The organism is Mesorhizobium sp. M1E.F.Ca.ET.045.02.1.1 (assembly GCF_003952485.1).
Lineage (GTDB): Bacteria > Pseudomonadota > Alphaproteobacteria > Rhizobiales > Rhizobiaceae > Mesorhizobium.
Genome location: NZ_CP034447.1, coordinates 4,199,489 through 4,221,353 on the forward strand (window position 1 = coordinate 4,199,489; position 21,865 = coordinate 4,221,353).

The following is a 21,865-nucleotide window of genomic DNA, read 5'->3' on the forward strand; positions in this document are numbered from 1 at the left end:
CGGCTTACTGCGTCTTGCCGGTTTTCGCCGCATATGCGCGCGCGACGGTGGCCGCCAGGCTGGCGGCCTGCCCGGCGAGCGGGTTTGACGGGTTGGAGGCATAAGAGGCGGTGAACTGCAAGTCGGAGGGATGCCATTCGCAGTCGACGATCCGAAGTTTGCCGCTCGCGGTGTAGTCGCGGATGACTTCCCTCGGGAGCGAGGCAATCCCAATTCCATTGAGGGTCATCTTGACCGATGCGGCCAGCGAACTGGCCGGGAATATGCGGGGCGTCTCCTCGAACTCGCTGCTCAGCTTGTGGTAGAGCTCGCTGTAGGGCCTCGTGGTTCGCGCGTAGCTGATGATTGGGAACTGCATCAGGTCGCACAGCGTCAGCCTGCTCCGGTCGGGCAATTCCAATCGCGGCGAGCAGACCCAGACGAGCGGAAATGAAGGCATCTCGACGTTCTCGATGCTGTATTCCAGGACCGGGCCCATCAGCACCGCGAGGTCGAGCCGGTGTGACATGAGCTCGCCGCGAAGGGTCGTCGTCGCATCGACGACGATATCGGTGTCGACAAGCGGATGGCTTGCTTGCAGTTCCTTCAGGAAATCCGGAAGCCAGGTGTGCACGATCGTTTCAGCGACCCCAAGCCGTAGCACCCTTGCCGTTTCCGAAGTCTCGGAAAGGGAGTTGGCCATCAGCTGCAGCCGCTCCGCCACGTGCAGGACACGCTGAGCCGGCGGCAGCAGCCTTTGTCCCTCGGCCGTCAGTTTGACCGTGCCGCTGTGGCGTTCGAACAGCTTGGCGCCCAGCGCTTTCTCCAGCCCGGCGATTCGGGTGGATACCGCCGGCTGCGTCGTGTTCAGGCGCTCGGCCGCTTTTCGAAAGCTTCCGAGGGTCGCCACCAGGAGAAAGGTTTCGATCTGCTTGATGTTGAAAGGTATCACGAGGATCGGTCACTCCAGGGTAGGGCGTCGAGCGATCAGTGACGCACAATGATCTGCGCGCCAACCTTTACGCGGTCGTAAAGATCCATAACGTCCTCATTGGTCATGCGGATGCAACCGGAGGAGTTGGCCTGTCCGACCGTCCATGGCTGGTTGGTGCCGTGGACGCGATAAAGCGATTTGCCGATATACAGGGCCCGTGCGCCCAGCGGATTGTTCGTTCCTCCCTCGACACGCACGGGCAGGAAGTGGCCCTTCGATGCTTCCCTGGATCGCATTTCGGCAGGTGGCCGCCAATCGGGCCAGCTCTTCTTGCTCGAAATCGTGTCGCGGCCGGACCACTCCAGCCCCTCCTTGCCGACGCCCACCGCGTATCGCAGCGCCTTGCCGTTCCCAAGGATGTAGTAAAGGCGCCGCTCTGAAGTGTTGATCACAATCGATCCATTCGGTTGAGCCTCGCTGAAATGCACGATCTCCCTGGGAATTGGCGACCACTGGTGCCGGCTTTCTTCTTCCGAAGCCTGGCCGGAAGCATTGGGAGCGGAAGGGGAGACCAGCACATTTCTGGCCGGATCGTAAGTCCAGCTTCGGGGGTCGTAACCGCTGTTCGATTGCGCCTGCGCCGGAACCATGGCGGCAATCAAACCGGCGGCAAGCACAATTGACGAACCCAGCGCCAAGTTAGGGCGCAGGGCGACAACACTTCCGCTTCCCGGAAAACTGGCGGGAGCATCCAAGTTCGCGAGTGACACCGAGGTCAATCCCTTCTGCGTCCAGGCATCGAACCGGCGATCACGAACCGGTGATTCCAGCGCGCACCATATCGCTTTGGAGATCGTTCGCAACATTTGGCACCGAATTCATATGCGCGATCCAATTGGACTTCCAATTCTCCAAGGCGCGCGATAGAGTGAAACCGGCGGGCAAACCATGAAGCGGGCGATGCGGGTCTTTCGCAGCCGCCTGCGATAGGGACCAATGTTGACGGGACGCGGTACCTGCCATGCGGATTTTCTGTCGAGCGCCAAGGCTGCCATCGTCATTGGCGGCCTTGCGGCGGTCCTCGTATTCGGAGATGCGCTGCGGGCGAACGCCGCTGAACCGCGCTGGCCTGCCGGGCCGTACAAATACATCACTGTCGATCAATCGGTGACGGACGCGCTGGTCGAGCTAGGCCGCAACATGCGCACGCCCATGCGGGTCAGCAAGCTTGTCAAAGGGCGCCTGAGCGCCGGCATGCCGGTCGGGACGGCCCGCGAATTCCTCGACGAGATCTGCAACCGATACGGCCTGGTCTGGCATTTCGACGGCATCGTCATGAATGTCGCGACCGAAGCCGAAGTCCAGACGGAGATGATCCCGCTCGATGCCAACGCGGCGGCGCATGCGGAAGAACGGCTTTCACGGCTGGGCGTCATCGATCCAAGGTTTCCGATAAAGGTTTCCAAGGAGGACGATGTCGTCTCGGTGTCGGGACCGCCATCCTATGTCGAGCTCGTCCGCAAGACGCTCGGAGCGCCTGCCGCGTCCGACACGAAGCCGGATTCCGGCCCGGATTCAGGCAAGGTCGTTTCGGTCCGCGTTTTCCGCGGAAAGCAGGCGGATGCGCAAAATGTCCCGCCGGGCAAAACGAACTAGGAAGCGGGAGGGCAGGTTCATGCAAATCGCACCGATTGGAGCTCTGGAAGCCACGCTCGCAACCCTGACGACCAGCGTGACCTCGCAGCAGCAGATCACCGCCGGCGCGGCGGCGCAGCCGGGCAACCGAATGGTCGGCGCCAGCCAGGAAAAGCATGACGCCGCGAAGGTCAACGCGTCTGAGCGCGGCGATATCAACACGCCGGCAGGACAACAGGTGGCGCAGGCATCCTCCGGCGCCAATCCCGCAATGGCCGGGCAATCGTCCAAATCGGACAAGACCGAGCCGATCGTCGAGCGCAAGCTCTTCGACTATCTGGCGGAGGTGGAGAAATCGGGAGGCGGAACGTTCACGGATCCATCGGCGCTGCTTGGTTCCGCGGTGCAGTCGTTGGAAGGCACCATGCAACAGGTCCAGAAGGCCCTTGGCCAGGCGAACGTCCCCGCAGACGCTGAAAAAGCCGCCATGCAGGATCCCGGCAAGGCGGCTCCGCCGGGCAGGGAAAGCGATGACGGTCCGGCAAAGAATGCCGAGCAGCTCCTCGAACGGTCCATTTCCGTGATGTGGGCGGCCGCCAATCTGGAGGTCGTCACGAGCAGCGTGACCGCGGTGACGTCGTCCACCAGCACGCTGATAAAGCAGCAATAACGCGACGGGGTGTTCGTGCGCACAATGATCCCGCCGCTGCGGTCAACGCCAATCAATCGATGCGGTGCCCGGTTCCGCATGGCGTTCGCAATCATCGGCATGCTTGCGCTGCAGGCCTGCTCGGAGGAGCTTTATTCCAACCTCGACCAGCGGCAGGCCAACGAGATCGTGGCCACGCTGGTGCGTCACGGGATACCGGCCCAGCGCGAAGCCGGCAAGGACGACAAAATGACGGTTTCCGTGCAGAAGGACCGTTTCGCCGAAGCCATGGCAATTCTCGACGAGAGCGGATTGCCCAAGCAGGAATTCCAGACGCTGGGCGAGGTGTTCAAGCGGGACGGGCTTGTGTCCTCGCCGGTGGAAGAGCGGGCGACGATGATCTATGGCCTGAGCCAGGAATTGTCGCAGACGATCTCGGATATCGACGGCGTGCTTTCCGCGCGCGTCCACCTTGTGCTGCCCGAGAACGATCCGCTGAGACAGCGGTTGGTTCCGTCATCCGCCTCCGTCTTCATCCGCCATCGCGCATCGGTGCCGATGAACGACCTGATCCCTCAGGTCAAGATGCTGGTGGCCAAGGGCATCGCGGGATTGACCTACGACAATGTCTCCGTGACCCTCATTCCGGTGGCCGCGCCGCCTCCCGAACAGGAAACCCGCGAAGCGGGCTTCACCACATTCCTTGGTCTTTGGCTGCATCCGGACAGCGTCGCCGCGGCGATGTGGCTGTTTTACGGCATGGCGGCGGCCATATTCGCGCTCGTTGCCCGGCTGGCCTATGTCCAGTGGTATCGGCGGCCTGGTGTCTATGCGCTCGACACAGTCGCAAGGCCGGCGAGAGAGACATGATCCAGACTGCCCCGACGCAAACTGCCGCCAGTTCGGATTGGCATGCGTTCATATCCAATCCCGCAAGCTACGCGGATGCCGCCCGGCTCGCGGACTGTTTCGGTGGCACGATCGGCGAGGCAGCCTGCGAGCGAATGCGCCAGTCGCAGCGCCTGCATGAGCGGTTGTCGAAGCTTCTGCTCGATCATTACGGGCTTTCTTGCACCGTCGACGAACCGGCCGACGACGTGGATCGGGCGATCGCCCTGTCGTCGGGCGAGGAGTTGGAGGAGCTTGCGCTTCGCTCGGGCGCAATCTACCAGGCCAGCAGCATCGCCGCAGTCATTGCTGGACGCGAAGCGGCTGCCCTGCAGGCGGCGCTCGGCATGGATATCTGCTCAGCCGCAGTCGCGAACCGCGATCTGGCCGGCCCAATTCAGCCCCTGGAGCCCCTGGATGATATCTACAATCGCGTCCATGCCGACGGGCTGAGTTGCCTTTGCGCCTGGTGTCAGGCGATGCCCCGCGACACGAGCATGCGGGTTCGCCTCAAGCTGATGCCGCACGAACTCGTCGATGGGACGGCGATCGCACCCTTTGCCGAGATCGGTCCGGCGATTGTTCGACGAGCGATGCGTTAGACAGAATGGTCGAGCCGGACAACGCGACCAATGATATGCCCCGGCGCCCTCGCGCCCGCATTCTGCGTGCCGGCGAGGCCCGTGCGTGGCTGGACGGCCATGCCTTCCTCGATGAGGCCAGACGTGATGCGCAGCAGATGCGCGAGGCCGCCCGGCGGGCCTACGCGGCCGAATATGCGCAGGGCTACGAAGACGGCAAGGCACAAGGCGACGCGGAGGCCGCACGGTTGGTGGACGAGACGACAATCAGGGTGGATCGCTATCTCTCCAGGCTGGAACCGGAGGTCGTCGCTCTGGCCCTCGATGTTGTCAGGCGGATGCTGGGGGAATTTGACGTGACGAGGCTTGTCGCAAAGGCGGCCAGGCAGGCGATCGCTGACGTTCGCCGCGCCAAATATCTGAAAGTCCGCGTCCATCCCCGCTCCGTCGGCAGGGTTCGCGATGAACTGGACGCGGTCCTGCGTGAGAGCGATCTGGCCATGACGATCGAGATCGACGGGGATGACACGCTCGCGGCAGACACATGCATTCTTTCGACCGACATCGCCGTCATCGATGCCAGCATTGACGCGCAGCTCGATGCGATCGCCGATGCGCTCCGGTCCAAGGCCGAGGGTCCGGCATGACGGGCTCGGCTGCCGACATAGAGAGCCGGCTCGCATCCATCATTCCGGGGCTACGGTCGAACTTGCGGGACGATGCAAGCCGGCCCCGTAGAGGACGTGTGCGGCGGGTGACCGGCACGGTCATCCATGCGACGGTGGAGGAGGTTCGGATCGGCGAGATATGCGACCTCCTGGACCCCAGGACAGGCAAGACGACCAAGGCCGAAGTCGTCGGCCTCATGGACGAGATGGCAGTCCTGGTGCCGCTTGGTGACCTGACGGGCCTTTCAAGCCTGACCGAGGTGGTTGCGACCGGGAAGGACCAGTTGGTGCCGGTCGGTCCCGGGCTTCTTGGGCGCGTGATCAGCGCGCTCGGCGAGCCGCTGGACGGCAGGCCGCTGGACGGCATCACCGGCACCTATCCCGTCAACGCCTATCCGCCGTCGCCACTGGAACGCAGCCTGATTTCCGAGCCGATCCAACTCGGAATCCGCGCCCTCGATGGGCTGCTCACTTGCGCGCGCGGACAGCGCGTCGGCATCTTCGGGGAGCCCGGCGTCGGCAAATCGGTTCTGCTTTCCGACATCGTCACCGGCACCGATGCGGATGTCGCCGTGGTTGCTCTGGTTGGCGAACGCGGGCGCGAGGTGCGCGAATTCATCCAGCATCAGCTAGGGCCTGAGGGGCTCGCGCGGGCAGTCATCGTCGTCGCGACATCCGACCGTCCGGCCATCGAGCGCGTCAAGGCCGCCTATGTGGCCACCAGCATCGCCGAATATTTTCGCGACCAAGGCAAGCACGTGTTGTTGGCAATGGACAACATAACCCGGTTTGCCCGCGCGCAGCGCGAGATTGGCCTCGCTTCGGGCGAGCCGCCGACGCGCCGCGGTTTTCCCTCTTCGCTTTTCGCGGTCCTGCCGCGTCTGCTCGAGCGCTCGGGACCTGGTCGCGTCGGTTCCATCACCAGCCTCTACAGTGTTCTTCTGGAGGGCGACGGCACGCTCGATCCGGTCGCCGAGGAAATCCAGGCGCTTCTCGATGGCCACGTCTTCCTGTCGAACGAACTGGCCCAGCGCAATCACTTCCCGGCCGTCGACGTGCTGCGCAGCCGAAGCCGCCTGATGGACACGGTGGTGCCGCCTGGGCATCGGGCGGATGCCGGCCGGCTGCGCGAGCTGCTTGCCCGCTACGCCGATGTCGAATTGCTGCTGCGCGTCGGCGAGTACGAAAGGGGCAACGACGCGGTTGCGGACGAGGCGGTGGCGAAGATCGACATCATCAACGCCTTCCTGCGGCAGGCGTCCGCCACGCACGAAACGATCGACAAAACACGCCAACGCATGCGGGAGATCGTCAATGAAGGACCATGACGTCATCGCTCGATTGCGTGATCTCAGGCGCCATCGCGAAGCGCGCGCAAGGGAGGCGGTCATCAGAAGATATGCCGCTGCGCGGCAGGCGGCCGAGGAGGTCCGGAAGGCGGCTGCCGCCGTCGCCGAGCATCTCCAGGCGACAGCCGATGCCGAGGATGCTGCGTTTGGTTCGCTTGTCGGACATTCGGTGAATGCCGCCAGGCTCTATCGGCTCCAGGGGCGGTTCGAGACCGCCGCCAGGGAAACCGAGCAATTGCGGGAAAACGAACGGGAGGCTGGCATCACCGAGCAGCGACGCAGAGTGGAGCTGTCGGCAGCCCGTGAGGATCATCGCAAGACCATGAAAGGCGTGACGAAGCTGGACCGCCTGTTGGAGGATCTTATCAAGCGTAGCGCAGGTCGTGGCCTCGCTCGTGCCGAACTCTCGGAGGAAGAGGAGCGTGGCGTAATGCGACCCTCTTCAGAACGATAGCGCAGTCGGTGACCGAGAGCATGGCAGCGTGATGCCTCAGTCTTTGGCAGCGGCAAGCAAGAAGGCGCGGGGAAACCCGGTGAAGCGCGCGGCCAGGCGATCGAGCCGCGGCGAGCGGTTGACATTGGAATCCGTCGCGGCGGCGGAGGTTGGCGCGTTGAACGCCTTCTACCGACGCCGTGTTCCCGCCGAGATTACGATTGCGGGGAAAACCGTGGCGATCGCGGCTGTCTGGCCGGCGCCGAACCCGGCGGATCAGCGGTTATCCACGATTGCGTTTTCCGTTGGCGAGGCGGCAGGGAAATTGCGCCTGCCGCTTTCCATTGTCGAATGGGCTCTCGCCAAGGCGGACGAGCTGGTCGACATGAACCATCTGGCACCCGCTCACGCCGCGCTGCTGCTGGAGTCCGCTTTCGAACAAGATCTCCAGTGGATCGAGGGCAAGCTGGGCGAGAGGATCACGATCACGTCGATCGAGCGCGCAGACATCGTTTCGAACGAAGCCTCATATGCTTTTGTCCTGGCCGGCGAGGGCAAGTCCATAGACTGCGTCCTGAACACGAATAGCGCCGACCTCGCGATGCGCATTGGTCGCGCGCTCGACGAGATCGGCAAAGCGAAGGCGCCGGTTCCGGCCGAGTTCCCGCTGGCGGTCAGCCTTCGGCGCGGCGCGCTGACGATCAGCCTTGGCGAGCTTCAAAGCCTGCGGCCCGACGATGTGGTTCTTTTCGACGACACCGAGGAAGGAGGCGCCGCGGCTTTCATCATCGCAGAGCGCCTCTTCGCTCCGGTCAGTCTGACGGCGGATGGGCCGCGGGTGCTTGCCGCGCCGGCCGCGATTGCAGGATCGAAATGGGAGTGGACCATGAACCAAGGCACATCGCCGCCAGCCGGCCAGATATTGGAGGAGTCGACTCTCGACGAATTGCCGGTCGCGCTTGCCTTCGAGGTCGGCCGCACGGTGATGCCCGTCGGCGAGGTAAGGCAGCTTGCGCCGGGCGCCATCATTCCCATCGCCGACGTCACGAAACCGGCGGTCGACATCCTCGCCAACGGCAAACGCGTCGGCCGCGGCGAGATCGTCCGGATCGGGGAAGGCCTGGGCGTGAGAATCGAGCGCATGTTCGACAATGCTTGACAATTCGCCCAATCTCCTCGGGATTCTGATCGCCGTCGGCTTTGTCGGGCTGCTCCCGCTGGCCGTCGTCACGATGACCGGCTTCCTGAAGATATCGGTCGTGCTTTTCCTCGTCCGCAACGCGCTCGGCGTCCAGCAGATGCCGCCCAATCTTGTGCTCTATGGCATAGCGCTCGTGCTCACCGTCTATGTCACGACACCGTTGCTGAGCGAGATGTCGGGCCGGCTTCAGGAAGGGCAGGTTCAGTTCCGGACGACCGACGACCTGGCCAGGGCGGCGCAACTGGTGAAGGAACCATTGCAGCAGCACCTGATCAAATTCACCCAGCCGGCAGAGCGGCAGTTCTTTCTTGATGGGACCAGCCGCCTGTGGCCGGAACAGGCGCGCCAGAATCTCAGGGACGACGATCTCTCGATCCTTGTTCCCGCCTTTGTCGCCTCGGAGCTTACGCGCGCATTCGAGATCGGCTTCCTGCTCTATCTTCCCTTCCTCATCATCGACATCGTCGTCGCGAACATCCTGATGACGCTCGGCATGATCATGGTCTCGCCGGTCCTGATTTCGATTCCGCTCAAACTGTTCCTTTTCGTCGCCATCGATGGCTGGTCACGGCTGATGCACGGCCTGATCCTGAGCTACGGCTGACGCGGTCGAGGCCCCGTATGGACAACGACTTCATCCAGGCGAAAGTCCAAGGCGCGCTGCTGACGGTGCTGTTCGCATCGAGCCCAGCGATCATCGCGGCCCTGGCGGTCGGCATTCTTGTCGGACTTGCCCAGGCGTTGACGCAAATTCAGGACCAGTCCCTGCCGCAGACGATCAAGCTCGTGGTGATCCTCCTGGTCATCGTCGTGTTCGGACCTCTGCTTGGCCAGCAGATCGCGCAGCAGGCCTCGACAGCTATGGACGAGTTTCCTGTCGTCACGCGTTGAGGAGCCCGGATGCCGGTCGAACCACTCTTCGCGTCGATCAGGGAGCTTCAGTTCTATCTCCTGGCGGGCGCTTTCGCGCTCGCGCGCGTGACCGGATTCATGCTCTTGATGCCGCTGTTTTCGCGCGTGCCGCTGCCTGGGCTTCTGCGCAACGGTGTTGCCCTGGCGCTGGCGGTCCCGGTCTTTCCGACGATCGTGAGCAAGCTGACAAATGCTGACATCGCCACCACGATGATCGCCGTCTATATCCTGAAGGAGGTGGTGATCGGGGTAACGCTCGGGCTGGCGATGGGCATCCCCTTCTGGGCGGCCGAGGCTGCCGGCGACATCCTGGACCTTCAGCGCGGGTCCACGATGGGGACGCTGATCGATCCGATGATGACCCACGAGACGAGCGCCACCGGCACCTTGCTCGCCGTCATCATGGTCACGATCTACCTCGCCGCCGGCGGCCTGCAGCTTTCCTTGACCAGTCTTTACGACAGCTACGGGATTTGGCCGATCGACCGGCTTCTGCCGATCTTCAGCAAGGACGCCGCCGGGATATTCCTCGGTTTGCTGAACCGCATTCTGGTGATGGCATTGACCCTTGTCTTCCCGCTGATCATCAGCATGCTGTTGTCCGACATTGTTCTCGCGTTCCTGGCGCGGGCCTCGCCACACCTCAATGTTTTCGCGCTTTCGCTGGTGGTGAAGACCGGCGTGTTCGGCCTCGTCTTCGTGCTCTATTCGAGTTTTTTGCTCTTCTATATGGATCGGGATATTGGCTTCCTGCGCGAGGCGGACCGACAAATAGAAGCGATCGGCTGCCGCACCTGTGAATAACAGAAAGCGGATTAGATATTTATAATATAAGACAATGTTGGCCGACCAATAAATACGTTTTATCACCTGGGAAAGATTATCATAATTTGACAAGCGGCCGAGCCGCCAACGATCTTGCATCCTCCCGACGCGTCTCTGAAATGTTGGTATTTATCGGAAGCCATGGCTCGCCAGACCATTTCACCAGTCTACGAGGATTTGCGGCGTTTCGACGCGAACAGGCTGCGCAGACTTGTCAGAACGGGCGCCTATGAGGGGCATACAGGTGGACTTGCGCGTGGCAAGCTCCAGGTCAATGTCGTGATACTGCCCCGCGCTTTTGCCAGCGATTTTCACCAGTTCTGCGTCCACAACCCAAAGGCCTGTCCATTGGTGGGCCTGAGCCGCGCCGGCAGTCCGCTGATCCCGGCGCTGGGCGATATCGATATTCGCACCGATGCCCCTCAGTATAACGTCTATCGCTTCGGGGAACTGACCGGCCAGAGGACGGACATCATCGATCTTTGGCAGGATGATTTTGGCCCGCCTTCGCCCTTCCGGGCAGTTCCGCTTACCGTCGAGACGCCCCGCGCCGGACCGTTCGCTGGCCAGACGGTCGTCTCGATGCGTCCCGTAAGGTCCTGCGACGTCGACAAGGTTCGAGCACTCACGGCACGCTTCCCGCATACTCACGGCTCTCCCATCCATGTCGGGGAGCCTTCGATCATCGGAATATACGACATGACGGCTCCAGACTGGGGCGATGCGGTCGAGCTGGTGGACGGAGAGGTTCCCGTGTTTTGGGCCAGCAGCGTCACTGCCCAGGATGCCCTCGCTCGCGCAAAACTGGCGATCTCAGTCACCGTGTCGCCGGGGCACATGCTGGTCACGGACGTGGACGCACGAGCTTTCCATGGGTGACAAGTGTGCCTGATGCGGTCGTGCGGACCGGCTGGCCCGTGATGTGGATCTGACTCCCTCCATCTGGAGGCGCTCGAAACGCTCTATACAGGTCTCGGCCGGCCACCCTTAAAGCGTGTCGCTACGAAACGGATTCAGGCGCCGCGCTTTGCGCTCAGCCTTCAGTTTGGATTGCGCAGCTGGTTGAGCCTCGCCAGCAACTCCTCGGGAACATTCTTGCTGACACTTGCCGCACCTGCATAGATGTTGCCGCTGTTGCCGTCGAGCGTGAGGATGGTTCCTTCGGAATAGCTCACGCCGCCGATGATGAGGCATCTGGCCGCTTCATCGATCATCATGGTCTCGCATCCGACCAGGCAAACCTTGCCTAGCTGGCGCGCGACGACGGCCGCGTGCGACGTTCGCGCTCCATGCTGGGTCAGAAGGCCATCGGCCAGTTCGAGTGCCGCGATATCGCGCGTCTCCGCGTCGCGGCGCACGAGGATAACCTGCGCGCCTGCCTGCTTGCGTCGGCGCGCGACATCCTCCTCGAAGGCAATCTCACCGCTCGCGACGCCGGTCGCGGCCGAAGCGGCGGTTGCGATCGGCGACAGTGACTTTCCGTCTTCCGTCGAGATCGTGCTGAGCGAAAGCGAGCTCGCATCAAGACCGTTTGTGCGCAGGCGAGCCGTTTCGGCGTCGATCAGACCTTGATCCAGCATATCCAGCGCAATCTGAGCCGCCGCGCGCGGCGTGCGCTTGCCGTTGCGGGTCTGGAGCATGAACAACACGCCGTCCTCGATCGTGAATTCGAAGTCCTGCATGTCGCCGAAATGTCGCTCAAGGGCGTTTGCCACCTGCACGAGCTCGTCCCACAGGGAAGGTGCGACGGCAGCGAGCTCGTCATGTCCTTGGGCTGTGCGACGCCCGCTCACGACATCCTCGCCCTGCGCGTTGAACAGGAAATCGACCCATGGGCTCTGCGCGCCAGTGCTGGGGTTGCGTGTGAATCCGACGCCGGCGCCAGAGAGGCCGCCGGCATTGCCGAACACCATGCGTTGCACAGTGACGGCCGTGCCCATATCGTGGCTCAAGCCGTGAAGGTTGCGGTAGGTCACGGCCTTGTCGCTGGACCAGGAGCGAAAGACCGCGCCGATCGCCTCGGTGAGCTGCTGTTTGGCGTCCTGCGGAAACGGATGTCCGGCTTCTTTCGCAAATGTTTGCAGATGTCGACCTGCCACATCGCGCAAGGCCACAAAATCGAGGCTGCGTTCTTCGCCGTTCCGCACGGCGTCGAGATCGGCCTCGAAATGCTGTGCATCCACGCCGGCTACCACCTCGCCGAAACCGGCGATAAGGCGGCGGTAGGCATCCCATGCAAGCCTCGGGTGCCCGGTCAGGCGAACGAAGCCGGGAAGCGTCGCTTCGGTCAGCCCGATATTGAGCAATGTTTCCATCATGCCGGGCATCGACACAGGTGCGCCGGAACGCACCGACAGCAGAAGCGGGCGTCTCGAATCTCCCAATCTCAAGTCCGACGCGTGCTCGAGTGTCGTCAGCGCGTCGCCCCAGATCTCCGGCGTGACGTCATCGCGGTGCGCGCAAAAGCCGGTGCCGATGACGAAAGCAGGAGGCACGTTAAGGCCGAACGCCGCCATGCGGGCAAGGTTGTGGGCCTTGAAGCCTAGAATATCGGGCGTGATCGGTCTTTCGGCGGCCGTCTTCGCGCCGATCGAGTATACGATCTTCGCTTCGTTCGCCTCGGGTCTGATGCGAGCAATCGAGGCGCTCATCCGCGTGCTCCGATGCTGTCGAACGCCAATTCGCGAATGCCGAAGCTCGCCGCCAGCAAGGCATCGGTCGCCAGCTCGATGGCTGCCGCGAAGTCCGTCGTCAGAGTGAGGGTGAGCGGATCGTCGACGTGACGCGCCAGCGCGCGGCGGACATCGCGCAACAATTCGTCACACTGATGTTCCGCCTCGACCGCGCGCCAGGAGACCGCGATGAAGGTTTCGTGATCCTCGGCCGTGCCGCCGTCGCGCAGGATGCCGGCGATCGACAGCGCCCTGACGTGATCCCGCACCGCTTCATAGGTGCGCTCGGCGAGCCGCACCAGCTTTTCGCGCACTTCGCCATGCCAGCCTTTGTTGCGAGCCTCGGCGATCAGCGACAGAAGAAACGTCGCTTCCTCCAGTGCGTCGGCGATATTGTCGGCTCTCTCAATGAGACGCGTGAATGGCAGCCAGCGCGTGTTGTGCTCCGCGCGTTCGCGCGAGCGCGTCACCAGATTGTCGGCCTGACGCTCCCATCCTTTCGCGCGCGATGCCAGTTTCTCGGCGGCCTTGCCGTCGCGTTCCAGACCATGCGTCAGCGCGTCCCGCAAACCTTCCGCCAGTTCATGGCAGAACCCGGCATGCTCGCCGAGGAGCTCGAAGACGTCTCGCTGTTGTCCGAGATGGCGAACGAGCAGAAGGCGCACGGAATCCGCGATCCGCGGCAAGGGCTGATGCTCCTGCATGGCCTGAGAGGCCGAAGACATCGCGTCCAGCATGAATGCGCGCGCGTGCTCGTCGCCGAGCACGGTGTCGAGGCGGTCACCGATGCGAAAGAACTCGCTGCCAATCGATTCCATGGCATCGAACAGCAGATGCTCGGCGCCGGCTTCGAGCCATCCCATGTGCCCGATGTCGCGCCTTGCACTGGCGGCGAGGATCGCCGTGGCATTCGCCTTTCCAACCAGCAGTCGCAGACGTTTGCGCGCCCGGTTCCAGTCGATCAGAAACACGATGCGCGAACCGAGCGCTTCCAGCGTCACGCCCAGCGCCGTTTCGTCGGCGTTGTCGAACGTCGCCGTCCCGACATAATACGCGTCTCCAGCGTTCAGCCCCTCGGTCGCCCGCGAGCCGACATTGGACCAGGTCGCGCCGATCTCGCCTAGAAGATCCTGAAAGAAAGCGAAGCGCTGCTGGTGAAGGTCGGAATAGGTGAGCGACAGCCGCAGCCCTTCAACCTGGATGACCAGAACATGCGCGTCATTGGTGCCGATGTCGTTCTGAATCAACAGCCTCGTGCCATCGCGCGTTGCCGCCGTATCGAGGCCGGGGTGGGTGAGTTTCAGGGGCCGCGTGCGGTTCAGGCCGCGCATGAAGGCGGCCACGCGAGGCCGGTCGTCCGGCGACAACTGCCAGATATGCGCGCCATCGATCGTCTCGTCCGAAATATCCGCCGCCAGCCGGTTGATGGCCTTGTGCAAGTCCATCACCAGGATATGGAAGCTGTCGTCCTCGCGGCGGTTGCCGCTGGTCAATTGCCTCAGCTGCCCTGCATCGAGCAAACCCGGCTCAAGGCCACCGAGCCAGCCGCACCACACCTCGATCCTTGAAAGCAAAGCGTGGTGGTCTCTATCGGCGTCGCCTTCAAGCGGGCGGCCCATCAACCGCAAATCGGCTGCAAGCTTGTCAACCAGCTTGGGCAAATCATCCGCGTGAAGCACGGACGCCCTGAGATGGCTGGAAGCAGGCAATGCCAGCAGCCACGGCGCATCCACTTTTGCCGCTGCATATTCGCGATGCAGGTCAAGGGACGCTACGTCCGGATGCATGGCATGGCTGTACGCGGTCTGAAGCGCCGTCAGATAGAATTTGAGGCGGTCATTGGCCGCAAGCGCCGCCTTAAGGTAAGCGGGACGCAACAACTGCGATTGCCCCAGCGAGGCAACGACGTCGATCTTCTCCATGCGACTTATCCCCAGACCCTCATTGCATTTCTGACAACGCCAATGAACCGCGCTGCATCTTGTCGGTGACGACAGCGCGTTCAGGCTTTTGCATTGCAGGCTAATCATCCCGTATGACTTCAGGATGAAGGTGCATCGACCCCGGATTTCGATGGTCTCGGGTTAAGAACGCTCCGCGATTTTTGCGGGCATCGCGGCTGGCGGAGTGTCGAAGTCGACGGCAGCGACGGCAGCGACGCCTTGCGAAACCGTGCTGAAGGATCTGCGTGCGACGGCAAAGCTCAACAATGCCGACAGGAACAAGATTGCCGGGGAAGCGCCCGACAATGCTACGGCTGGCGTAGGCCGGTTCTCGGAAGCCACCGTTCTCGGCTCGGCCTGAGCTGAATCTCAATACACCTTGAAGCGGCTCCAGCGGATTTCACTCTGCCGCCTGAACCTGGCGGGCGTCGATGATCGCCCGTATCTCCGAGCGGCAGGAACCGCAGTTGGTGCCGGCGCACAGTGTCGACCCGATCGCCTCCAGGCTGTCGCATCCGGCGGCGACAGCCGAAGCGAGCTGGTTGACGCCGACATGGAAGCACGAGCACACGACCCGGCCGATGGCGGGCATGGGTGCGGGCGAGCGGCCCGACAACAGCGCGTGACGATCGACGGCCGACAGCGGCTGGCGGGTGGCCAAGAGCGACACCAGCCAGTCGCGCATCGGCAATTGGTCTGGAGCGGCGACCAGCAAGGCTTCGGCCATGGCGCCGCCTTCATCGACCGCAGCCGCGCGATAGGCGAGCCCGCGGCGATCGGTGTATTCCAGAAGCTGATCCTGCCGTTGAACGCCGAGCAGCTTGCGCGCCAGAAGAATGCCCTGGTCCGGCGGCTCAGTTCCGGTCAGTTCGTAGACCCAGCCGCCCTCGACCGCGTACCGGCTCCAGTGAACGAAACCTGTCGGCCGGAGATCGCGCCGCGTGATCAGCACGCCGGCCCAGCCGGTATTTTCGCGCACGATTCTCGCCGGCACATGCTTGAGCTCCGGCTGGCCGGAATGCGGATCGGTGACCGGCGACGACAGCAGGCCCGCCGCGGCCCTGGCTGCGAACTGGCCGCTCCAATGCATGGGCATGAAGGCTTGGCCGCGCCGCTGCGCGTCGGCCACGCGGACCCTCGCGCGGACAAAGCCGAAGCGCGTCGACAGATGGGCGAGGTCGCCGTCCTTGAGGTGGTGCGCGGCCGCATCCGCCGGATTGAGATCGACTGCGGGCTCCGGCGCATTCGCCATCAGGCGCGGCACGTTTCCGGTCCGCGTCATTGTGTGCCACTGGTCGCGCAGCCGGCCAGTGTTCAGGGCAAGCGGATAGTCCGCATCGACCGTGAAAGCCGTTGCCTCCTGCCGCACCGGCACAAACCGCGCACGGCCGTCGGGCGTTGGGAAGCGGCCATCGGCAAACAGCCTTGTCTGCTGCTCGTTTTGGTCCGGCGCTGGCCAGTGGCGCGGCGCGAAGGAGGCATAGTCCACGTCGCTGAGGTCGGCCACGCCGCCGAGATCGAACAGGCGCTCGCCATCGTTTTCGAAGGCCGAGAGCGCGGCGTGCTCGCGGAAGATTTCGGCCGGAGCTTGGTAGGCGAAGGCATCGCCGAAGCCCATGCGTTCGGCTACATCGCAGATTATGCGCCAGTCGGCTTTCGCTTCGCCCGGCGGCGGCAGGAACGGCCGCTGACGCGAGACGCGCCGTTCTGAATTGGTGACAGTGCCGTCCTTCTCGCCCCAGGCTGCGGCCGGCAGCAGCACGTCGGCATAGCGTGTGGTGTCGGTGCGGGTCACGTCCGAGACCACGACGAAATCGCATTTGGACAAGGCGGCGCGCACGCGAGACGCGTCGGGCATCGAGACCGCGGGATTGGTGCCCATGACCCACAGCGCCTTGATGCGGCCATCGGCAACCGCCTGGAACATGTCCACGGCCTTCAGGCCGGCGCGGCGCGCAACCTTGGGCGCATTCCAGAAGCGGGAGACCCGGTCGATATTGGTCCCATCCGCGAAGTCCATATGCGCGGCAAGCTGGTTTGCCAGGCCTCCCACCTCGCGGCCGCCCATGGCGTTCGGCTGCCCGGTGACCGAGAACGGCCCCATGCCGGGCTCGCCGATGCGGCCGGTGGCGAGATGGCAGTTGATGATTGCGTTGACCTTGTCGGTTCCATGCGCCGACTGGTTGACGCCCTGACTATAGACGGTGACCGTCCGCTCGATGCCGGCGAAGAGGTCATAGAAGGCCTGGACATCGGCGGCCGCGAGCCCGCAGCCTTTTGCGACGCGCGCGACCGACGGCGCGTCGGCGCCGGCCAAAGAAGCTGCGGCGTCGAAGCCGGACGTATGGTCGCCGACGAAGCCGGCATCGATCTTTCCGGCTTGCACAAGATGCGCGAGCAACCCGTTGAACAGAAGCACGTCCGTGCCCGGATCGAGCGCCAGATGCAGGTCGCACTCGTCGGCCGTGGCCGTGCGGCGAGGATCGATGACGACGATCCTGGTTCCGCGTTCCTTTCGCGCCGCCAGCATGCGCTGGTAGAGCACCGGATGGCACCATGCGGTGTTGGAGCCGGTGAGCACGATGAGGTCGGCGCGCTCGAAATCCTCATAGACGCCGGGAACGATGTCCTCGCCGAAGGAGCGGCGGTGGCCGGCGACGGACGACGCCATGCAGAGCCGCGAATTGGTGTCGATGTTGGCCGAGCCGATGAAGCCCTTCATCAGCTTGTTGGCGACGTAGTAATCCTCGGTGAGCAACTGGCCGGAGACGTAGAAGGCGACCGAGTCCGGTCCGTGTTCGGCAATCGCCTGCGAAAATTTCGCGGCCACAAGGTCGACTGCTTCCTCCCACCTCGTCTGCGTGCCGCTGATTTCCGGCTGAAGCAGGCGGCCCTCCAGACCAAGCGTCTCGCCGAGCGCGGCACCCTTCGAGCAGAGGCGGCCGAAATTGGCCGGGTGCTCGGGATCGCCGCGGACGGTCGTCTTGCCGTCTGCGGCGATCCCGGCCAGCACGCCGCATCCCACCCCGCAATAGGGGCAGGCGGTCCTCACCTCGCGTGCTTCTTCCATGCCTCAGGCCGCTTTCGAGGCCAGCGCTTCGAGCGCGATGAAAAGCCGTTCGCCTTCGACCTTGACCGGGATCGTCCGTACCGAGCCTTCGTCGGCGCCGAGCGCCTCGCCGGTCTCCAGCGAGATCACCCAGTTGTGCAGCGGACAGGTCACCGCCGCGCCATGGACGATGCCTTGGCTGAGCGGCCCGCCCTTGTGCGGGCAGTGGTCGTCGATGGCATAAACCTGATCGTCCGCAGTGCGGAAGACCGCGATCTTGCCTTGCGGGGTTTCGACACAACGCGCGCCGCGCGGCGGAATGTCGGCGATGGAGCCGATGGCGATCCAGTTCATGTTGTCTCTATCCTGTCGGCTCATTCCGCCGCCTCCGCGAACCCTACCGACGCCATCGGCCGGAACTCGTGCTTGTCCTTGCCGGAGACGCGTTCGGACCAGGGATCGACCTGCGCAAATTTCTGGGAAAAGACGAAGCGGTCGAAGAAGGTCTTGCGGCGCTCGACGTCATCCAGGATCTGCCTTCTGATCTCGGCAGTGCCGACGCGCTTGACCCATTTGTAGATGCGCTCCAGGTAGCGGGCCTGCTCGCGATACATCTGGACGAGCGCCACAATCACCTCCAGCGCCTCATCCTCGGTCTTCACCAGGCCGAGCACTTCCGTGCCCTTGATGTCGAGGCCGGCAGCGCCCGCGAAGTGGATCTCGTAGCCAGAGTCGACGCACACCACGCCGACATCCTTGCAGGTCGCTTCGGCGCAGTTGCGCGGGCATCCCGACACCGCCATCTTCACCTTGGCCGGTGTCCACGAACCCCACATGAACTTCTCGATGCGGATGCCGAGACCAGTCGAATCCTGTGTGCCGAACCGGCACCAGTCGGAGCCGACGCAGGTCTTCACCGTGCGCAATCCCTTTGCATAGGCATGACCGGAGACGAAGCCGGCCTTGCCGAGATCGGCCCAGACCGCCGGCAGGTCCTCCTTGCGGATACCCAGCATGTCGATGCGCTGGCCGCCGGTCACCTTCACGGTCGGGATGCGGAACTTGTCGACCACGTCGGCGATGGCGCGCAATTCGCCGGCGCTGGTCACCCCGCCCCACATGCGCGGCACGACCGAATAGGTGCCGTCCTTCTGGATGTTGGCGTGCACACGCTCGTTGATGAACCGCGACTGATAGTCGTCGGCATATTGGTCCGGCCAGTCGCAGACGAGATAATAGTTCAGCGCCGGCCGGCACTTGGCGCAGCCGCAGGAGGTCTTCCATTCGAGCTCCTGCATGACGGCGGGTATCGTCTTCAGTCCTTTCGCCTTGATCAGGCGGCGCACGTCGTCGTGGCCAAGGCTCGTGCAGCCGCACATGGGCTGCACCGCCGCGGGGTTGTAGGCGTCGCCAAGCGTGAGCTTCAGGAGTTGCTCGACGAGACCCGTGCACGAGCCGCACGAGGCCGAGGCCTTGGTCTGGGCGCGCACGTCGTCGAGCCCGGTCAGCCCCTTGCCCGTGATCGCGCCGGTGATCTTGCCCTTGCAGACGCCGTTGCAGCCGCAGATTTCCGCATCATCCGCCAGTGCCGCAACGGCCGCCAAAGGGTCCGAGGAGGTGCCTCCCTGGAACGCCTGTCCGAAGATCAGCGTGTCGCGCATCTCCGAGATGTCGGTCGCTTTCTTCTTGAGGTCGTTGAACCAGGCGCCGTCGGCGGTCTCGCCGAACAGCACCGTGCCGATAATGCGGTTGTCCTGCAGCACCACGCGCTTGTAGATGCCCGCTGATGCGTCGCGCAGGATGATCTCCTCGCGATCCTCGCCGTCGGCGAAATCGCCCAGCGAGTAGAGGTCGATGCCGGTGACCTTGAGCTTGGTCGGCGTGTCGGAGTGGACGAAACGCCTGTCCTCGCTGTCGGTCAACCTGGCCGCCGCGACGCGGGCCATCTCGTAGAGAGGGGCAACCAGCCCGTAGACGTGGCCGCCGACTTCCGCGCATTCGCCGAGCGCCATGATGGTAGGATCGGAGGTCTGCATGCGGTCGTCGACGACGATGCCGCGATTGACCTCCAGCCCTGCCTCCTTGGCGAGTGCGATGCTAGGGCGGATGCCGACCGCCATCACCACCAGCGTTGCCGGGATGACCGTGCCATCCATGAGCTCGACGCCCTCGACCTTGCCATTGCCGAAAATGGCCTTGGTGTTGGCCTTGGTCATGACCTTGATGCCGCGCGCCTCGACGGCCTTCTGCAACAGGTAGCCGGCGGCCGGGTCGAGCTGGCGCTCCATCAGCGTCGGCATGACGTGGAGCACGGTGACGTCCATGCCGCGCTCCTTGAGCCCGGCCGCTGCTTCGAGGCCGAGCAGACCGCCGCCGATGACGATCGCCTTGGCGCGCGACTGCGCGGCGAGCAGCATGGCGTTGACGTCGTCGAGGTCGCGATAGGTCAGCACGCCGGGCAAGTCCTTGCCCGGCACCGGGATGATGAAGGGAACCGAGCCGGTGGCGATGACGAGTTGATCGTAGCTCTCGGTCACGCCGTGGTCCGAGGTGACGGTCCTCGCTTCCCTGTCGATGGCAACGATCTTGTGGCCCTTGTAGAGGGTGATGCCGTGCTTGATGTACCAGCCGTCGCCATGGATGACGATCTCCTCGAACGCCTTCTCGCCCGAAAGCACTGGCGACAGCATGATGCGGTCGTAGTTCACGCGCGGCTCGGCATTGAAGATGGTGACGCTGTAGCGGTCAGGTGCTGCCTCCAGCAGATGCTCGAGCATCCTGCCGGGCGCCATGCCGTTGCCGATGATGACGAGTTTTTCGCTCATGTCCGGTCAGCTCCGATCTATTCGGCGGCGTAGGAAAGGGGTGCGGTCTCGGCGGCGGCAGCGCGCTCCATCTGGCGGATGGTGACGTGCATCCAGACCAGGCACGAGACGACGATGAGGAAGAGCAGCATGAAGCAGCTCGACCAGACGCCGGTGAGGTCGTTCAGCGCGCCGAAGGCGATCGGCAGGATGAAGCCGCCGAGGCCGCCGATCATGCCCACCACGCCGCCGACCGCGCCGACGCTCTGCGGATAGTAGACCGGGATGTGCTTGTAGACGGCGGCCTTGCCGAGACTCATGAAGAAGCCGAGCACGAAGGCGACGGCGATGAAGGCGAGCGGGCCGATCTCGAAGTGGAAGGGGATCGGCCCGCTGATGCCGCGCACGACGTAGTCTGCCGAGGGGAGAGACAGAACGAGAGTCGCGACGGCACAGACCGTGAAGGTCCAGTAGAGCACGGTACGGGCGCCGATGCGGTCGGAAAGCACGCCGCCATAGGCGCGGAAGATGCTTGCGGGAATTGAATAGGCGGCGCCGATCATGCCGGCGGTGGCGATGCCGAAACCGTAGACGCCGATGAGGTAGCGCGGCAGCCAGAGCGACAGCGCCACGAACGCGCCGAAGGAGAAGAAGTAGTAGAAGGCGAAGCGCCAGACCTGCAGGTTCTTGAGCGGCGCGAATTCCTGCCAGAAGCTTCTCGCGGGCGCTGCCTTGCCGGCGCGGCGCTCGCGGATGACCGGATCGTCGCTGGTGGTTAACCAGAACGCGACGGCCATGATGACCAACGCGGCCGCCCAGATCAGCGCGACCGACTGCCAGCCCCAGGAAAGGAGCACGAACGGCGCCAGGAACTTGGTGACCGCGGCGCCGACATTGCCGACACCGAAGATGCCGAGCGCGGTGCCTTGTTTGCCGGCCGGGAAGAAGCGCGAGACATAGGCGACGCCGACGGCGAAGGAGCCGCCCGCGAGCCCGACGCCGAGGGCCGCGATCAGCATCTGCTCATAGGTGTGCGCAAAGCTGAGCAGGAAGGTCGCGACCGCCGCGGCGAGCATGGTCATGGTGTAGACCAGACGTCCGCCGTAGCGGTCGGTCCAGACGCCGAGCACGATGCGCACGAGCGAGCCGGTGAGGATCGGCGTGCCGACCAGCAGGCCGAACTCGGTCTCGTTCAGGCCGAGCTCCTGCTTTATGCGCACGCCGATGATGGAAAAGATCGTCCACACCGCGAAGCAGACGGTGAAGGCGATGGTGGACATGACGAGCGCCTGCCGGGGAGCACTGTCCTGGCTTGGCGCGGCTGGGAGATTTGCGGTCATCTT

The 21,865-nt window shown here is 63.8% G+C and carries 21 protein-coding genes; 13 read left to right on the forward strand and 8 right to left on the reverse strand.

What is annotated here, in order from left to right; translation table 11 throughout:
- Positions 1-4: 4 nt before the first annotated feature.
- Entirely contained in the window at positions 5-931 is a 927-nt protein-coding gene (locus tag EJ070_RS20235) for a LysR family transcriptional regulator (RefSeq protein ID WP_126092907.1), read from the reverse strand.
- 35 nt (positions 932-966) lie between these two features.
- Entirely contained in the window at positions 967-1,779 is an 813-nt protein-coding gene (locus tag EJ070_RS20240) for a L,D-transpeptidase (RefSeq protein WP_348627507.1), read from the reverse strand.
- A 130-nt stretch (positions 1,780-1,909) separates the two neighbouring features.
- On the opposite strand from EJ070_RS20240, the gene EJ070_RS20245 reads away from it, so the two are divergent.
- The 12 genes from EJ070_RS20245 (at position 1,910) to EJ070_RS20300 (ending at position 10,933) form a co-directional block, all read left to right on the forward strand.
- Positions 1,910-2,569, forward strand: coding sequence for a type III secretion protein (locus tag EJ070_RS20245; protein WP_245464638.1), 660 nt, complete (start codon positions 1,910-1,912; stop codon positions 2,567-2,569).
- The gene (locus tag EJ070_RS20250; protein ID WP_126092908.1) at positions 2,544-3,218 is read left to right on the forward strand and encodes a hypothetical protein; all 675 of its coding nucleotides are present in this window, start codon (positions 2,544-2,546) and stop codon (positions 3,216-3,218) included. Before EJ070_RS20245 ends, EJ070_RS20250 begins: the two co-directional genes overlap by 26 nt.
- A gap of 78 nt (positions 3,219-3,296) precedes the next feature.
- Positions 3,297-4,067 (forward strand): type III secretion inner membrane ring lipoprotein SctJ, encoded by a 771-nt coding sequence (gene sctJ, locus EJ070_RS20255; RefSeq protein ID WP_126092909.1) that lies wholly within the window; start codon positions 3,297-3,299, stop codon positions 4,065-4,067.
- Complete coding sequence (locus tag EJ070_RS20260; RefSeq protein WP_126092910.1) at positions 4,064-4,687, forward strand: SctK family type III secretion system sorting platform protein; 624 nt, start codon at positions 4,064-4,066, stop codon at positions 4,685-4,687. Before sctJ ends, EJ070_RS20260 begins: the two co-directional genes overlap by 4 nt.
- Positions 4,688-4,692: 5 nt before the next feature.
- A complete protein-coding gene (gene sctL, locus EJ070_RS20265; protein WP_126092911.1) occupies positions 4,693-5,313 on the forward strand; it encodes a type III secretion system stator protein SctL in 621 nt (206 codons plus the stop codon).
- Positions 5,310-6,662, forward strand: a complete 1,353-nt coding sequence (locus EJ070_RS20270; protein WP_126092912.1) for a FliI/YscN family ATPase — start codon at positions 5,310-5,312, stop codon at positions 6,660-6,662. Before sctL ends, EJ070_RS20270 begins: the two co-directional genes overlap by 4 nt.
- Entirely contained in the window at positions 6,649-7,137 is a 489-nt protein-coding gene (locus tag EJ070_RS20275) for a hypothetical protein (protein ID WP_126092913.1), read from the forward strand. The genes EJ070_RS20270 and EJ070_RS20275 overlap by 14 nt, the downstream gene beginning before the upstream one ends.
- Before the next feature lie 79 nt (positions 7,138-7,216).
- Entirely contained in the window at positions 7,217-8,275 is a 1,059-nt protein-coding gene (gene sctQ / locus EJ070_RS20280) for a type III secretion system cytoplasmic ring protein SctQ (protein WP_189349968.1), read from the forward strand.
- Positions 8,268-8,921 carry a type III secretion system export apparatus subunit SctR gene (gene sctR / locus EJ070_RS20285; RefSeq protein ID WP_126092915.1) on the forward strand — a complete coding sequence of 218 codons (654 nt, stop codon included), beginning with the start codon at positions 8,268-8,270 and terminating at the stop codon, positions 8,919-8,921. The genes sctQ and sctR overlap by 8 nt, the downstream gene beginning before the upstream one ends.
- 17 nt (positions 8,922-8,938) lie before the next feature.
- Complete coding sequence (locus tag EJ070_RS20290; protein ID WP_126092916.1) at positions 8,939-9,208, forward strand: flagellar biosynthetic protein FliQ; 270 nt, start codon at positions 8,939-8,941, stop codon at positions 9,206-9,208.
- 9 nt (positions 9,209-9,217) lie between these two features.
- Positions 9,218-10,033, forward strand: a complete 816-nt coding sequence (gene sctT, locus EJ070_RS20295; RefSeq protein WP_126092917.1) for a type III secretion system export apparatus subunit SctT — start codon at positions 9,218-9,220, stop codon at positions 10,031-10,033.
- A 162-nt stretch (positions 10,034-10,195) separates the two neighbouring features.
- A complete protein-coding gene (locus EJ070_RS20300) occupies positions 10,196-10,933 on the forward strand; it encodes a DUF1445 domain-containing protein (RefSeq protein WP_126092918.1) in 738 nt (245 codons plus the stop codon).
- A 161-nt stretch (positions 10,934-11,094) separates the two neighbouring features.
- On the opposite strand, the gene EJ070_RS20305 is transcribed toward EJ070_RS20300, so the two are convergent.
- Positions 11,095-12,570: a PEP/pyruvate-binding domain-containing protein gene (locus EJ070_RS20305; RefSeq protein ID WP_127221994.1), complete on the reverse strand. Its 1,476-nt coding sequence runs from the start codon at positions 12,568-12,570 to the stop codon at positions 11,095-11,097.
- A gap of 131 nt (positions 12,571-12,701) precedes the next feature.
- Positions 12,702-14,648, reverse strand: coding sequence for a DUF47 family protein (locus tag EJ070_RS20310; RefSeq protein ID WP_126092920.1), 1,947 nt, complete (start codon positions 14,646-14,648; stop codon positions 12,702-12,704).
- Positions 14,649-14,853: 205 nt separating this feature from the next.
- On the opposite strand from EJ070_RS20310, the gene EJ070_RS36355 reads away from it, so the two are divergent.
- Positions 14,854-15,030, forward strand: a complete 177-nt coding sequence (locus EJ070_RS36355; RefSeq protein WP_189349970.1) for a hypothetical protein — start codon at positions 14,854-14,856, stop codon at positions 15,028-15,030.
- A gap of 39 nt (positions 15,031-15,069) precedes the next feature.
- On the opposite strand, the gene EJ070_RS20315 is transcribed toward EJ070_RS36355, so the two are convergent.
- The 4 genes from EJ070_RS20315 to EJ070_RS20330 are packed head-to-tail and all read right to left on the reverse strand — an operon-like array spanning position 15,070 to position 21,862.
- Complete coding sequence (locus EJ070_RS20315; RefSeq protein WP_126092921.1) at positions 15,070-17,739, reverse strand: nitrate reductase; 2,670 nt, start codon at positions 17,737-17,739, stop codon at positions 15,070-15,072.
- A 3-nt stretch (positions 17,740-17,742) separates the two neighbouring features.
- Complete coding sequence (gene nirD / locus EJ070_RS20320; RefSeq protein WP_126095845.1) at positions 17,743-18,072, reverse strand: nitrite reductase small subunit NirD; 330 nt, start codon at positions 18,070-18,072, stop codon at positions 17,743-17,745.
- 20 nt (positions 18,073-18,092) lie between these two features.
- The gene (gene nirB, locus EJ070_RS20325; RefSeq protein ID WP_126092922.1) at positions 18,093-20,543 is read right to left on the reverse strand and encodes a nitrite reductase large subunit NirB; all 2,451 of its coding nucleotides are present in this window, start codon (positions 20,541-20,543) and stop codon (positions 18,093-18,095) included.
- A gap of 17 nt (positions 20,544-20,560) precedes the next feature.
- Complete coding sequence (locus tag EJ070_RS20330) at positions 20,561-21,862, reverse strand: nitrate/nitrite transporter (protein WP_126092923.1); 1,302 nt, start codon at positions 21,860-21,862, stop codon at positions 20,561-20,563.
- Positions 21,863-21,865 lie beyond the last annotated feature (3 nt).

Excerpts from the sequence above, each read along its gene's own strand:
- EJ070_RS20240 (WP_348627507.1), bottom strand. The coding sequence starts at position 1,779 with ATGTTGCGAACGATCTCCAAAGCGATATGGTGCGCGCTGGAATCACCG.
- EJ070_RS20245 (WP_245464638.1), top strand. The coding sequence starts at position 1,910 with ATGTTGACGGGACGCGGTACCTGCCATGCGGATTTTCTGTCGAGCGCC.
- EJ070_RS20250 (WP_126092908.1), top strand. The coding sequence starts at position 2,544 with ATGTCCCGCCGGGCAAAACGAACTAGGAAGCGGGAGGGCAGGTTCATG.
- sctJ (WP_126092909.1), top strand. The coding sequence starts at position 3,297 with ATGGCGTTCGCAATCATCGGCATGCTTGCGCTGCAGGCCTGCTCGGAG.
- EJ070_RS20260 (WP_126092910.1), top strand. The coding sequence starts at position 4,064 with ATGATCCAGACTGCCCCGACGCAAACTGCCGCCAGTTCGGATTGGCAT.
- sctL (WP_126092911.1), top strand. The coding sequence starts at position 4,693 with ATGGTCGAGCCGGACAACGCGACCAATGATATGCCCCGGCGCCCTCGC.
- EJ070_RS20270 (WP_126092912.1), top strand. The coding sequence starts at position 5,310 with ATGACGGGCTCGGCTGCCGACATAGAGAGCCGGCTCGCATCCATCATT.
- EJ070_RS20275 (WP_126092913.1), top strand. The coding sequence starts at position 6,649 with ATGAAGGACCATGACGTCATCGCTCGATTGCGTGATCTCAGGCGCCAT.
- sctR (WP_126092915.1), top strand. The coding sequence starts at position 8,268 with ATGCTTGACAATTCGCCCAATCTCCTCGGGATTCTGATCGCCGTCGGC.
- EJ070_RS20290 (WP_126092916.1), top strand. The coding sequence starts at position 8,939 with ATGGACAACGACTTCATCCAGGCGAAAGTCCAAGGCGCGCTGCTGACG.
- sctT (WP_126092917.1), top strand. The coding sequence starts at position 9,218 with ATGCCGGTCGAACCACTCTTCGCGTCGATCAGGGAGCTTCAGTTCTAT.
- EJ070_RS20300 (WP_126092918.1), top strand. The coding sequence starts at position 10,196 with ATGGCTCGCCAGACCATTTCACCAGTCTACGAGGATTTGCGGCGTTTC.
- EJ070_RS20305 (WP_127221994.1), bottom strand. The coding sequence starts at position 12,570 with ATGGCGGCGTTCGGCCTTAACGTGCCTCCTGCTTTCGTCATCGGCACC.
- EJ070_RS20310 (WP_126092920.1), bottom strand. The coding sequence starts at position 14,648 with ATGGAGAAGATCGACGTCGTTGCCTCGCTGGGGCAATCGCAGTTGTTG.
- EJ070_RS20315 (WP_126092921.1), bottom strand. The coding sequence starts at position 17,739 with ATGGAAGAAGCACGCGAGGTGAGGACCGCCTGCCCCTATTGCGGGGTG.
- nirD (WP_126095845.1), bottom strand. The coding sequence starts at position 18,072 with ATGAACTGGATCGCCATCGGCTCCATCGCCGACATTCCGCCGCGCGGC.
- nirB (WP_126092922.1), bottom strand. The coding sequence starts at position 20,543 with ATGAGCGAAAAACTCGTCATCATCGGCAACGGCATGGCGCCCGGCAGG.
- EJ070_RS20330 (WP_126092923.1), bottom strand. The coding sequence starts at position 21,862 with ATGACCGCAAATCTCCCAGCCGCGCCAAGCCAGGACAGTGCTCCCCGG.